This window comes from Cupriavidus sp. 05T41, from assembly GCF_056396525.1.
Window position 1 is genome coordinate 231,498 of the sequence record NZ_JBFTLQ010000001.1, and the last position, 13,099, is coordinate 244,596.

10 protein-coding genes are annotated in these 13,099 nt (G+C 67.1%); 4 read left to right on the plus strand and 6 right to left on the minus strand.

The window, feature by feature from the left end; translation table 11 throughout:
* Positions 1–60: 60 nt before the first annotated feature.
* Positions 61–1,041, minus strand: a complete 981-nt coding sequence (locus AC1DKV_RS01055) for an aliphatic sulfonate ABC transporter substrate-binding protein (RefSeq protein ID WP_441614288.1) — start codon at positions 1,039–1,041, stop codon at positions 61–63.
* A 418-nt stretch (positions 1,042–1,459) separates the two neighbouring features.
* On the opposite strand from AC1DKV_RS01055, the gene AC1DKV_RS01060 reads away from it, so the two are divergent.
* Genes AC1DKV_RS01060 through AC1DKV_RS01070 form a run of 3 tightly spaced genes read left to right on the plus strand, consistent with a single transcriptional unit; the run spans position 1,460 to position 7,426 of the window.
* A complete protein-coding gene (locus AC1DKV_RS01060) occupies positions 1,460–4,693 on the plus strand; it encodes an efflux RND transporter permease subunit (protein WP_441614290.1) in 3,234 nt (1,077 codons plus the stop codon).
* A gap of 4 nt (positions 4,694–4,697) precedes the next feature.
* Complete coding sequence (locus AC1DKV_RS01065; RefSeq protein WP_441614292.1) at positions 4,698–5,927, plus strand: efflux RND transporter periplasmic adaptor subunit; 1,230 nt, start codon at positions 4,698–4,700, stop codon at positions 5,925–5,927.
* On the plus strand, positions 5,924–7,426 hold the full coding sequence (locus AC1DKV_RS01070) for an efflux transporter outer membrane subunit (RefSeq protein ID WP_441614293.1): 1,503 nt from the start codon (positions 5,924–5,926) through the stop codon (positions 7,424–7,426). Before AC1DKV_RS01065 ends, AC1DKV_RS01070 begins: the two co-directional genes overlap by 4 nt.
* Before the next feature lie 114 nt (positions 7,427–7,540).
* Here the strand turns inward: AC1DKV_RS01070 and AC1DKV_RS01075 are convergent, their stop codons facing one another.
* Together AC1DKV_RS01075 and AC1DKV_RS01080 are read right to left on the minus strand one after the other, a co-directional pair.
* Positions 7,541–8,821, minus strand: a complete 1,281-nt coding sequence (locus tag AC1DKV_RS01075) for an amidase (RefSeq protein ID WP_441614295.1) — start codon at positions 8,819–8,821, stop codon at positions 7,541–7,543.
* A 13-nt stretch (positions 8,822–8,834) separates the two neighbouring features.
* Complete coding sequence (locus AC1DKV_RS01080) at positions 8,835–9,824, minus strand: tripartite tricarboxylate transporter substrate binding protein (protein ID WP_441614297.1); 990 nt, start codon at positions 9,822–9,824, stop codon at positions 8,835–8,837.
* Between the two features lie 134 nt (positions 9,825–9,958).
* Here AC1DKV_RS01080 and AC1DKV_RS01085 point away from each other — a divergent pair, with 134 nt between their 5' ends.
* A complete protein-coding gene (locus tag AC1DKV_RS01085; RefSeq protein WP_441614299.1) occupies positions 9,959–10,882 on the plus strand; it encodes a LysR substrate-binding domain-containing protein in 924 nt (307 codons plus the stop codon).
* Positions 10,883–10,906: 24 nt separating this feature from the next.
* On the opposite strand, the gene AC1DKV_RS01090 is transcribed toward AC1DKV_RS01085, so the two are convergent.
* The 3 genes from AC1DKV_RS01090 to AC1DKV_RS01100 form a co-directional block, all read right to left on the minus strand.
* Positions 10,907–11,728, minus strand: a complete 822-nt coding sequence (locus AC1DKV_RS01090; RefSeq protein ID WP_441614301.1) for an anti-sigma factor family protein — start codon at positions 11,726–11,728, stop codon at positions 10,907–10,909.
* Positions 11,725–12,243 carry an RNA polymerase sigma factor gene (locus tag AC1DKV_RS01095; RefSeq protein WP_441614303.1) on the minus strand — a complete coding sequence of 173 codons (519 nt, stop codon included), beginning with the start codon at positions 12,241–12,243 and terminating at the stop codon, positions 11,725–11,727. Before AC1DKV_RS01095 ends, AC1DKV_RS01090 begins: the two co-directional genes overlap by 4 nt.
* A 74-nt stretch (positions 12,244–12,317) precedes the next feature.
* Positions 12,318–13,034, minus strand: coding sequence for an anti-sigma factor family protein (locus AC1DKV_RS01100; RefSeq protein ID WP_441614305.1), 717 nt, complete (start codon positions 13,032–13,034; stop codon positions 12,318–12,320).
* Between the last annotated feature and the right edge of the window lie 65 nt (positions 13,035–13,099).

Consider the following 13,099-nt stretch of genomic DNA (forward strand, 5'->3'; position numbering starts at 1 on the left):
CCGGCGCCGGAAGTGGCGCGCGCGGCGCCGGCGGCAAGGCTTGGCGCGGACCCAGGCCGCTCAGGCCCTTTTCCAGACCGGCGAATCCGCCACCACCACCTTGCGCGGCAGGATCTTCTGGCTGGCAAATGCATCGGCGATCCGCTGCTGCTCTTCCAGCGATGCGGCGTCGACGGTCTGGACCTGGTAAGTCCGCCGCCGGTTGGCCGCTTCCACCGTGGCCGCGTCCAGCCCGATCAGCGGCGCATGCCATTGCGCCGCGGCTGCGGGGTTCTGCTTGATCCATTCGCCGGCGCGGCGCAGTTCGTCGTAGACCGCCGCTAGCACTTCCGGGTGCTTCTGGGCGTATGGCGTGGCGGCCAGATAGAAGCGCCGGTAGCTCGCCAGGCCCTTGCCGTCGCGCAGGATGCGCGCGCTGGCCTGGCGCTGCACGGCGGCCAGGAACGGATCCCAGATCACCCAGGCGGCCACGCTGCCGCGCTCGAAGGCGGCGCGCGCGTCGGCCGGGCTGAGGTAAGCCGGCTCGATGTCGCGGATCGACAGGCCCGCGCTGGCCAGGGCCTCGAGCAGCAGGTAGTGTGCGCCGGCACCCTTGGCGAAGGCGATGCGCTGTCCCTTGAGCTGGGCGATTTCCCTGATCGGCGAATCCTGGCGCACCACGATGGCCTGCGCCTCGGGCGACGGGGTCTCGATCGCGTAGTAGGTCAGGCTGGCGCCGGCGGCCAGGGCGAAGGGCGGCACCGCGTCGGCCACGTCGGCGCTGAGGTCCAGGTTGCCGACATTGAGCGACTCCAGCAGCGGCAGCCCGGAGGTGAATTCGTACCACTGCACCGTTGCGCCGAGCGGCGCCAGCGCCTTTTCCAGCGTCTCGCGCGATTTCAGCAGGATCATCAGCGTGGAGGATTTCTGGTAGCCGATGCGCAGCGTGTGCTTTTGCGCTTGCGCGCGGGCCGGCTGCGCCAAGCCGAGCAGGGCAGCCGCCCCGGCCGCGAGCACGCTGCTGACCACCGTGCGCCGCTGTTTGTCGAGTTCTTGCGCCATTGCCGTTCCTGCATTGTCCGTCGATAAGCGCAGAAGGGTAGGCGAGCGCCGGCCGGCAGGGAACGAATAATGCCGCAGTTGCTTATGCGTCCGGCAGGGCGGGTGAGGGGGTAATGTCCATGCATTCGCGCACCCGATAAATGTCTGCGTGAATGTATTTGCACTGCGCGCAACACCTTTGAAAGCGGCCATCGGCGTTTGCCAGCGAAGGCCTGCCGCGCCGCAAACGCCGTGCTATATTCGTCCACTGTCGACGCAATGAGCGCATCTGCGGGCTCGGGCAAACGTCCTCGCCACCGCATGCCGCCCGCGCGCCCTGGTCCGGTGGCGGTGTCGACGATCTGCAGCGATCCTGCCGTTCTTTCCGTCGTTCATTCCGTCGTTCTTTCCGTCGTCCTTTCCACAAGAGACCCGCCTCGTGTCCATGGTCCAGCTGGCGCTGCGTCGCCCGTACACTTTTATCGTGATGGCGATGCTGATCGTGCTCGCCACGCCCTTCGCGCTGCTGAAGATGCCGACCGACATCTTTCCGGAAATCAACATCCCGGTCATCAGCATCATCTGGAACTACAACGGCCTGTCGCCCCAGGAGATGGGCCAGCGCATCTCGGCGCAGAACGAGCGCAGCCTGACCACTACCGTCTCCGACATCGAGCACATCGAGTCGACGTCGCTCAACGGCGTGGCGATCATCAAGATCTTCTTCCAGCCCACCGCCAACATCCAGACGGCGATCGCGCAGGTGGTGGCGGTGGAGCAGTCGCAGCTGCGGCAGCTGCCGCCCGGCATCACGCCGCCGCTGGTGATCAAGTACTCGGCCTCGAGCATCCCGGTGGTGCAGCTCGGCCTGTCCAGCCCCACGCTGCCGGAGCAGTCGCTGTTCGACGCCGCCGTGAACCTGCTGCGCCCGCAGCTCATCACCATCCCCGGCGTGGCGGTGCCGTTCCCGTACGGCGGCAAGAGCCGGCTGGTGTCGGTGGACCTCGACATGCAGGCGCTGCAGGCGCGCGGCCTCGCGCCGGCCGACGTGGTCAACGCGGTCAACCTGCAGAACCTGATCCTGCCGTCGGGCACGGCCAAGCTCGGCGAGACCGAGTTCAACGTCAAGATGAACGGCTCGCCCGACGCGATCGCCGGCCTCAACGACCTGCCGGTGCGCACCATCGGCAACAACACCACCTACCTGCGCGACGTGGCCTACGTGCGCGACGGCTTCTCGCCGCAGACCAATATCGTGCGCCAGGACGGCCAGCGCGGCGTGCTGCTGTCGTTGCTCAAGAACGGCGAGGCCTCCACGCTGGACATCGTCAGCAACCTGCGCGCGCTGCTGCCCCGCGCGCAGCAGATCCTGCCGCCGGACGTGAAGGTCACGCCGTTGTTCGACCAGTCGGTGTTCGTGAAGGCCGCCGTCAAGGGCGTGGTGTTCGAGGCGCTGATCGCCGCCGGCCTGACCGCCGCCATGGTGCTGCTGTTCCTCGGCAACTGGCGCAGCACGCTGATCATCGCGCTGACCATTCCGCTGTCGATCCTGGCGTCGGTGCTGATGCTGCACGCGCTCGGCGAAACCCTGAACCTGATGACGCTGGGGGGCCTGGCGCTCTCGGTCGGTATCCTGGTGGACCAGGCCATCGTCACCATCGAGAACATCGAGCGGCACCTGCACCTGGGCAAGCCGCTGCTGGAGGCCATCGACACCGGCGCCGGAGAAATCGGGGTGGCGGCGTTCGTGTCCACGCTGTGCATCTGCATCGTGTTCGTGCCGATGTTCTTCCTCGAGGGCGTCGCGCGCTTCCTGTTCGTGCCGCTGGCCGAGGCCGTGGTGTTCGCCATGGCGGCCTCCTATATCCTGTCGCGCACGCTGGTGCCGACGCTGGTGATGCTGCTGATGGGCGGCGCGCACACGCAGGGCGGCGACGGCAAGCCCAGCTTGCTGCAGCGGCTGTACCGCGGGTTCGACCGCCGCTTCGAGAACGTGCGGCGCGTCTACACGCTGGCGCTGTCGGCGCAGCTGGCCAACCGCAAGCGCTTCGCCACCGTGTTCCTGGGCTTCTGCGTGCTGTCGTGCGCGCTGATCCCGTTCCTCGGGCGCGACTTCTTCCCGACCGTGGACGCCGGCCAGATCCGCCTGCACATGCGCATGCCGACCGGCACCCGCATCGAGGAGACCGCGCGCGTGGCCGACAAGGTGGAGGCGGCCATCCGCGAGATGATCCCGCCCGCCGAGCTGGAGACCATCCTCGACAACCTGGGCGTGCCCAATAGCGGCATCAACCTGTCCTACAGCAATGCCGGCACCATCGGCACGCTCGACGGCGAGATCCTGATGTCGCTGCGGGAGGGCCACCGGCCCACCGAGGAGTACGTCTCGCTGTTGCGCGCCGAGCTGCCCAGGCGCTTCCCCGGCGTGGAGTTCTTCTTCCAGCCGGCCGATATCGTCACGCAGATCCTGAACTTCGGGCTGCCGGCGGCCATCGACGTGCAGTTCACGGGCAACAACCTGCAGGCCAACGCCCAGCTCGCCGGCGAGCTGGTCAAGCAGATCCGCCAGATCCCCGGCGCCGTCGACGCGCACGTGCACCAGCGCAACGACTATCCCGCCATCAACCTGGACATGGACCGCACGCGCCTGCAGCAGCTCGGGCTGTCGGCGCAGAACGTCGGGCAGAACGTGCTGATCTCGCTGTCCGGCAGCTCGCAGACCGCGCCGGCGTTCTGGCTCAATCCGGGCAACGGCATCGTCTACAGCGTGGCGGTGCAGACGCCGCAGTACAAGATCGACTCGCTCGACACGCTGCTCAACCTGCCGGTGGGCGCCGCCGCGAATGCCGCGAGCCCCGCGGCCCCCGCGAACGCCGCCACCAGCCCGGGTGGCTCGCAACTGCTGGGCAACCTGGTGCAGGCCTCCACGTCGCGCCAGCCGGCGGTGGTGTCGCGCTACAACATCCTGCCGGCGATCGACATCTACGTGAGCGTGCAGGGCACCGACCTCGCCACCGTGGCGGGCAAGGTGCAGAAACTCGTGGACCAGATGCAGGGCAAGCTGCCGCGCGGCTCGCAGCTCGTGGTGCGCGGGCAGGTGCAGACCATGCAGTCGTCGTTCATCGGCCTCGGTGTCGGGCTGGCGATGGCGATCGTGCTGGTGTACCTGCTGGTGGTGGTGAACTTCCAGTCGTGGATCGACGCGGCGGTCATCGTCGCGGCGCTGCCCGCGGCGCTGGCCGGCATCGCCTGGATGCTGTTCATCACCGGCACCACGCTGAGCGTGCCCGCGCTGACCGGTGCGATCATGACGATGGGCGTGGCCACCGCCAACAGTATCTTGCTGGTGTCGTTCGCGCGGCAGCGGCTCGACGAGGGCGTGCCGCCGCTGTCGGCCGCGCTGGAGGCGGGCGCCACCCGCATCCGCCCGGTGCTGATGACGGCGCTGGCCATGATCATCGGCATGATCCCGATGGCGCTGGGCCTGGGCGAGGGCGCCGAGCAGAACGCGCCGCTGGGCCGCGCGGTGATCGGCGGGCTGCTGTTCGCCACCGTGTCGACACTGTTCTTCGTACCGGTGGTGTTCGCCGCCGTGCACCGCTGGCTGGCCGGGCGCAAGGCGCACCGGGGCGGGGCGCATCCGCCGCTGGCTCCCACACATCAAGAGGGTTGAGGCAATGACCGAACAACGCCATGCAGAGCTGGGCCTGCACATGGGCGATGCCGGCGGGGACGATCCGCACGAGCATTTGAAGCGCCGCGAGGTGGCGCGGCGCACGCGTATCGCGGCGCTGGTGGTGCTGGCGCTGCTGGCGGTGGGCGCCGGGCGCACGCTGATCAGCCGCTATGCCGACGCCAAGGCCCTGCGCGCGGGCACCGAAGAGCGCGCCAGGCAGTACGTGCTGACCGCGTTGCCGCAGGCCGGCAGCAGCCAGTCGCTGGCGCTGCCCGGTACGCTGCAGGGTTTCGTGCAGGCGCCCATCGCCGCGCGCGCCAACGGCTATGTGAAGCGCTGGACCAAGGACATCGGCGCGCATGTGGAGAAGGGCGAACTGCTGGCCGAGGTCGAGACACCCGAGATCGACCAGCAGCTCAGCCAGGCCATCGCCGCGCGCGAGCAGGCCGCGTCCAGCCTGGCGCTGGCGCGCAGCACGGTAGAGCGCTGGGAGGGGCTGCGCAAGAAGGACGTGGTGTCGCAGCAGGAACTCGACGAGCGCCGCAGCGCGGTCACGCAAGGCGTGGCCAACGTGGCCGCGGCCGATGCCAACGTGCAGCGCCTGCGCCAGCTCGAAGGCTTCAAGCGCGTGGTGGCGCCGTTCGCCGGCATCATCACCCGCCGCAGCGTTGACGTGGGCGACCTGATCGATGGCAACCGCCAATTGTTCCTGCTCTCGCAGACCGACCCGCTGCGCGTCTACGTGAACGTGCCGCAAAGCTATGCCAATCTCGTCAAGGCAGGGCAGGAAGTGGTGGTGACGCAGGCGGAGCTGCGTGGCCAGGCCTTCAAGGGGCAGGTGGCGCGCACCGCTGCGTCGATCGACGCCGCCACGCGGACCATGCAGGTGGAGGTCACGCTGCCCAACCGCGACGGCGTGCTGCTGCCCGGGGCCTACGTCACGGTCTCGCTGCCGCTCAAGAGCAGCCAGGCGTTGCAGGCGCCGAGCAACACGTTGCTGTTCCGCGCCGAGGGCACGCGCGTGGCCGTGGTCGACGCGCAGGGCAAGGTGACGCTGCGCCCGGTCACGCTGGGCCGCTACTACGGCGCCACCGTGGAGGTCCTCGACGGCGTGGGCGCACAGGACCGCCTGGTACTGAACCCGTCGGACTCGATCGCCGACGGCGACCGCGTGGCGCTGGCGCCGGCGTCACCGGCCTCCGCGCCCGCCGCCACGGAGGCCAGGCGATGAGGCTGCGGCGCAGCGCGCAAGCGATCGCACCGGCCGTGGCGCTGGCCGCCTTGCTCGGCGGCTGCGCGGCCGGGCCCGATTACCGCAAGCCCGAGGCCGACATGCCGGCGGCATGGAAGCTCGAGCCGCCGTGGCGCGAAAGCACGCCGGGCGACAGCGTGGCCAAGGGCAACTGGTGGGAGCGCTTCGGCGATCCGCGCCTGGACGCGCTGGAGCGCCAGGCGCTGGCCGCCAGCCCGACGCTCGCCGCCGCCAACGCGCGCCTGCTGCAGGCGCGCGCGCAGGCCAATGCCGCCAACGCCGGGCTGTTCCCGCAGATCGGCATCAATGCGCGCGAGCAGCGCGCGCGGATCTCGGCCAACCGGCCGCTGACCAACTACGCCGCGCCGAACTACTCGACGGTGCAGAACGACTTCACGGCCTCGTTCACCGTCGGCTACGAGCTTGACCTGGCCGGCCGCGTGCGGCGCACGATCGAGAGCGCACAGGCATCGGCGCAGCAGTCGCTCGCCGATTTCGAGAACGTGCGATTGCTGCTGACCACGGATCTCGCCGCCAACTACTACAACCTGCGCGCACTCGACGTAGAGGTCGACGTGCTGCGCCGCTCGATCGCGCTGCAGCGGCGCGCGCTGGACCTGGTCAATGCGCGCCACGACCTGGGCGCCGCGTCGGGCCTGGACCTGGCGCAGCAGCAGGCGCTGCTCGACGCCACGCTCACGCAGGTGGACGTGCTCGCGCGCCAGCGCGGCCAGTTCGAGCACGCCATCGCCACGCTGACCGGCACGCCCGCGCCGCTGTTCACGCTGGCGCCGGAGGGGGCCGAGCTGGTGCCGCCGGCGGTGCCGCTCGGCGTGCCGTCCGACGTGCTGGAGCGCCGCCCCGACGTGGCTTCGGCCGAGCGCGCGATGGCGGCCGCCAATGCGCAGATCGGCGTGGCGAAGTCAGCGTTCTATCCCAGCGTGATCCTGGGCTCGGCCATCGGCACGGAGACGCGATCGTTCGGCTCGCTGTTCGACCTGCCGAGCCTGGTGTGGTCGCTTGGGGCGTCGGCGGCGGTGACGCTGTTCGACGGCGGCAAGCTGCGGTCCAACCTGGACTTCGCGCGTGCTGGCTATGACGGCACGGTGGCCAACTACCGCCGCGTGGTGCTGACCGCGATGCAGGAAGTGGAGGACGGCATCACGGGCCTCGCCGCGCTGTCGCGCGCCAACGACCAGCAGCAGCGCGCCGTGGGCAGCGCCAGCAAGGTGCTCGACATGGCCACGGCCCGCTACGACGGCGGCGCCACCGGCTACCTGGACGTGATCACGGCCCAGCAGGGTTTGCTGGGCGCCGAGCGCACCGCCGTCCAGTTGCGGGGGCAGCAGATGCTGACCGCAGTGTTCCTGGTGAAGGCGCTGGGCGGGGACTGGGGCGGGGCGTCGACGCTGGCCGATGGCGGGAAGTCCGGCGGAAAGACTGGCGGGCAGGCTGGCGGGCAGGTGGCCAGCAAGTAGCCGCGCGGGCCGCTGCTGCGGGTCATGGCGCGCAGCGGCGGATGCCTGTCCAGCAAGAAGCTTGTTTGGTTACTTCGCTGGGCGGCCCAAGGCGCGCTCTCCTACCCCCTTCGCTTACTGATCGTAGCCTGCAATGCGCGCCAGGGCGCTTGCAACCGCGAGCAGGCGTGCGTCATCCGCATAGCGTCCGATCAGTTGGGCTCCAATTGGCAGCCCGGCGGGGCCAGTCCCTATGCGCAATGAAACCGTGGGCAGGTGCAGCGCTGTCCAGAGTGCGCCGAAACGTGGCGAGCCCGAGTCTGCCAGGCCCAGCTCGGCTTCGCCGTCCGCGGCGGGGTAGAGCAGCACGTCGAGATCGCCGAACATGGCATCGGCTTGTCGGGTGCCGGCGTGCATGCGGCTTCGTATTTGCAGGTAGGCCTCTGTGCTCACGGTCTCCCCACCGGCCAGGCGCGTTTGCAGGCGCGCACTGAGCTGCTCGTGATGTTGCGTACGTTCATGGGCGAGCGATTGCCTGGCCTCGTAGGCGAACATGCTGCTCTGCAGATCGATCAAGGCTTCCAGTTCCTGCGGCAGCCTGCAGCGCAGCACGCTTGCGCCGGCCCGCTCGGCGCGGGCGGCGATCGCGTCGAGGGCGGCGTGCGTTTCGGGGCTGGCATGCTGCCACTGACTCGACAGGCACACGCCAATGCGCGGCCTCAACCCCGGTTGTTCGACGGCGCGTGCCTGCGCCGGGCCAAGGCAGAAGAAGGCGGCGTCGGCGACGGTGCGGGTCAGCAGGCCCACCGTGTCCTGGGTATGGCTGAGGGTCTTCACGCCGGCACTACTGATGAGGCCGAAAGTCGGCTTGTAGCCGACCACGCCGCAGTACGCTGCCGGGCGGGTGATCGACCCGGTAGTCTGCGTACCGAACGCGACCGGCACCATGAAATCCGCGACGGCGGCTGCGGAACCGCTGGACGAGCCGCCCGGCGTGCGTTCCAGGTCGAGGGGGTTGCGCGTTGCGCTCGGCGTCTGCGTGGCGAATTCGCTGGTGGCAACCTTCCCAAGTATGACGGCACCGGCTTCATGCGCAGACGCAACGCAGCCGGCGTCTGCTGCAGGGCGATGCCCGGCATAGATCGCTGCCGAGCCGTAGGCCGTGTCGTAGCCGACGGTATCGATGATGTCCTTGACGGCGACAGGAATGCCGCGCAGCGGGCCACCCGGGCGGCGATCCGCCGCACGCGCCTGGGAGAGAGCCAGATCGGCATTGACGGCGACGAAGGCCTGCACCGCGCCGTTGCGTTCCTGTATGCGCTCGAGGCAGGCATGCGTCAGCGTTTCGGCGGTAAGGTTGCCTCGCTCGATCCGGGTGGCCGCCTCAAGGGCGGTGAGACGATTGGGGGCGCGCATGAGCTGGATGCTCCTAGTTTAAGGTGATGCCGGCATTGCGGATGACAGCCGCCCAGCGATCATGTTCCTTGCCCACGAAGACGGCAAAGGCTTCGGGCGTATCGCCGACGGGCTCCGCGCCCTGGGCCAGCAGTTGCTCGCGTGTCTTGGGATCTTTCAGGATGCGGACAACTTCCGCATTGATGCGGCTGACCACTTGTTTGGGCACGCCGGCTGGCGCAAACATGCCGAACCAGCCTTCCACCACGTAGCCGGGCAGGCCCGACTCGGAAATCGTGGGAACGTCGGGCAGCAGAGGCGATTTCCGCGCCGAGGTCACGCCGAGGGCAATGAGCTTGCCGGAGCGGATATGCGGCAGGCATAGCGGGAGGTTGCAGAACATCATTTGCACGCGCCCGGCGAGCAGATCGGTCAGCGCAGGGGCACCGCCCTTGTAAGGCACGTGAAGGATATCGGTCTTCGACATGGACTTGAATAATTCGGCCGACAGGTGCTGGCTGCCACCGGCGCCTCCCGAGGCATAGCTGTATTGCTGCCTGTGCAGCAGTGCCAGCAGTTCCTTGACTGAGCGCGCGGGAACGCTAGGCGGAACCACAAGCACATTGGGCACGCTGGCCACATTGACCACCGGCACGAAGTCGCGTTGGGGGTCGAACTTGAGGTTGGTGTGGAGGCTGGCATTGATCGCGTTGGTGCTGGCCGCGCCAAAGAGCAGCGTGTAGCCGTCGCGCTCCGCCGCGGCAACATAGCCTGTGCCGATGTTGCCGTCGGCGCCCGCCCGGTTGTCAACCACGACAGGCTGGCCCCAGGCCTCACTGAGCCTGGTTGCAATGATGCGCGCCAGGGTGTCGGTCACGCTGCCAGCGCCGAACGGCACAACCATATGGATCGGCTTGACCGGGTATTGCGAATGTTGTGCCATGGCGGGCAAAGGCAGGAGGGCGCTGAAGCACACTGCGGCGATACTTCCCGCCAGGGTACGGAACAGGGCTTTGGGATTCATGTTGGAGTTCCTATGGGCAAGAATCGCGGGGCTTTGAAGGGGATATCGAAGGCAATCTTATGCTGGTCTATTCGATAGATCCAATATAATATTCCAGAGTATTCATTCATTTTTATGTATCAATGGCTCTCTCGTTGCACGCGTTGCGCCTCTTTGTTGTGGTGGCCGAGGAACTGCATTTCGGACGTGCCGCGGCGCGGCTCCATATGGCACAGCCGCCTTTGAGCCAGCAAATCCGACAACTGGAAGCCAACGTTGGTGCGGACCTGTTTGCGCGAACGACGCGGTCGGTCCAGTTGACGGAGGCGGGCAGGGTGCTCTTCGACCGGGCAAGGCAACTGCTGGCCGATGCGGACGCCGCCGGGCAGGCAGTGCTCAGGGCAGCGCATGGCGAGACGGGACGGATCTCGCTGGGATTTACAAGTACCGCCGCGTACCGCCTCTTGCCACGCATACTGTCTGCGTACCGCAGCGCCTATCCTGCCGTCGCATTCGACTTCACGGAGGCAACGTCAGCCGAGCAGTGGGATGCCTTGCGCGCCGGCAAACTCGACGTGGCGCTGCTGCGCCTGTCCACACCGACGGTGGAAGCGGATTTCGATGCGTTCGAAGCCGATCGTGAGCCGATGTTGCTGGCGTTGCCACTCGGGCATCCGCTCGCCGCAGACGCCACGGTGGCGCCAGCGGCGCTGGATCGCCTTCCGATGGTTGGATTCAGCGCGGTCGGCTCAGCCTATTTTCGCGACCTGAGCCAGAAGATCTATCATGCGGCCGGCGTGCAGCCACGCATCGATCAGGAGAGCGTACTCCCGACCATGCTCGCCCTGGTCGAGGCCGGGCTTGGCGCCGCGCTGGTGCCCGCATCGGCTGCGGAAATGCGCTCGGCACGCGTGACATACCGGCCGTTGCAAGCGGCAAAGTCCAGGCGCGGCGGCACCGTCGATGCCGTGTTGCACTGTGCACGCCCGCATGCCAGCACCAACATGGCCGCGCTCGCATTTGTCAGGCTGCTTGCCACGATGAGCGCGTCGTCGGCTCCTGCAGGCCAGGCCGGATGAACGGAGGGAGCGCAGCCTGCTCGACTATTCATTCTTTCCAGGTGTCAGTTGGGCATAGACATCGTGCGAGATGTCGAGCAGCACCGTGTGATCGATTCCGCCGCTGACGGCATAGCCGAAGTCACCGTCCAGCCAGTAGAAGACATTGACCGGTCCGTCCTGGTACAGCTGGAACGCGGTGGTGTTCGCGCTCGTGGTCCGGTGGGATATGTAGAGGGTGATCCGTTCGCCCTTGGCGTTGCGATACATGAATTGTGCAACGCCCCCACCGGCATCGGGCAGCAAACGGCCGCCGACGAGTTCGAAGCCGACCCGTGTCAGCACCGGCGGGTGCACGTTGGTGCCGAGTCGGTTTGCCAGCCATTGCACAAAATCCTGCTCACGATCGGAACCGATCTCGGCCGGGCGGACAACGTCGGGCATGTAGACCACATGTGCCACGGCCGCATTGCGTGCAAGTCCGTCCTGGCCCTGCAGGCTGCCGATCGGCTCATTGCTCGCGAGTTGACCCGTCATGCGCGGCATCATCTGACTCCCGACACCGAGTGCAATGCCCAGCACCAGCGTGGCGGCGATACCCGCAAAGCGAGGCCAGTTGGCCGCTTCGCCCCGGCCCGGGTGCCTTGCAGATGATGGCTGAAGGCGTTTGGGCACCGGCTCGGCCAGGACCCTGTCATAGCGCTCGTGGAGCAGACTGTTCAGCGAGAAATAGTCACTGATCCTTGCCGCGAGGGCCGGGTCCTGCTCCAGGGCTCGCTCAACCTGGGCGCGGCGCTCTTCCGACAGCGCCCCGTCGGCGTAGGCATGAAGATCGTCTTCGGAAATGGAAATCCGTTGTTCGCTCATTGCACCACCCTGAGTCTTGCGCTGGATTGCGAGCCCGCCATCAGTGCCCGCAACCGTTCCCGGCCACGCGACAGGCGGGACATCACGGTGCCAATCGGGACATCAAGCGCAATCGCTACATCGGCGTAGCTCATTTCCTCCAGACCCACCAGGAGGACGACTTCACGCTGTTCCACAGGCAGGCGCTGCAACGCGTAGTCGAGATCGCGAATTTCCAGCGAGCGCATTTGCTCCGGGGGCACTGCGTATTCGCCCTCATCCACGGAATCATCGTCGACCGATACGTGCACCACGCGCTCGGAGGCCCGGCGAATCTGGTTGATAAAAAGATTATGCATAATTGAGAACAGCCAGGCGCGCAAGTCAGAACCTGGACGGAACTGCTCGGTTCGGCCCAACGCGCGTTCCAGCGTGTCTTGTACAAGGTCGTCGGCCAGGTCGTGATTGTGGATCAATGCCCTGGCATACCTGCGCATCCGTGGCACATGCTCGACCAACTCATCCTGGATTTTCATGGCCCGCTCCAGTCGGGAACTGTCGTTGCCGAGGCGATCCCATCTCACTCTAGTCCTTGTCGATGCGCTCGACGTCAGCGCGAAGTCATGAGATCGGCCGCCTGCATCAAGCGCGGGGTATTGGCGCTACCGGCGAGCACGTAGTGAGTGGTACCGGTCTTCCAGGTCAGCAAACGAACATCGCCAACCCGGCGTGCGGACCAATGTGGCGTTGCCGGATCAAAAGGCAGGGCGCGGGCCTCCAGCAGGACGATACGCCGCTGATTCGGGCCTTCATAGACCGATTGAAGCACTTCAGACACCGGCCCGATGCGAACCGGCTTTCGACTCATAAGACTGAATCCGACCGAATTCAGGTCGGGCGAGGGCCTGCCTCCGGCCATGTCGATCGCACTGGGATAAGCAGGTGCACTTATTGCCTCGACCAGTGCAAGTACCGCCACACTGTCCAGCTCCTTGTTCGACGCGCTTGCGCCAGCCAGCCACCCGCCCACTGCCGCCAGCAGCACCAGGCCGGATACGAGCATGCGGGCAACCCTGCGGGTGTACCTCACGGGCCGCTTGCTGGCCGAGCGAGAATCAGCTTCCCGCGCAACGTCGTGATGAGAATACGATTGTTTGATCTGCTCGTTGAGGCGCATGTAGAAGGCAATCCTGCCAGCTTCGCTGGGGTAGCCTTCAAGATACCTGTGGAGGCTGGCGGCCTTGCCGGGGGGCAGGAGACCATCGGCATGCGCCTGGATATCGACTTCCGAGAGCCGTTCGGTGTCGGGGGCGTTGTCAAGGTGCATGGCAGCGTGCCGTAGTTAGTCAAGGGGTCTTGATTCGTAAACACGCTGGCTTCGCTTTTATTCCC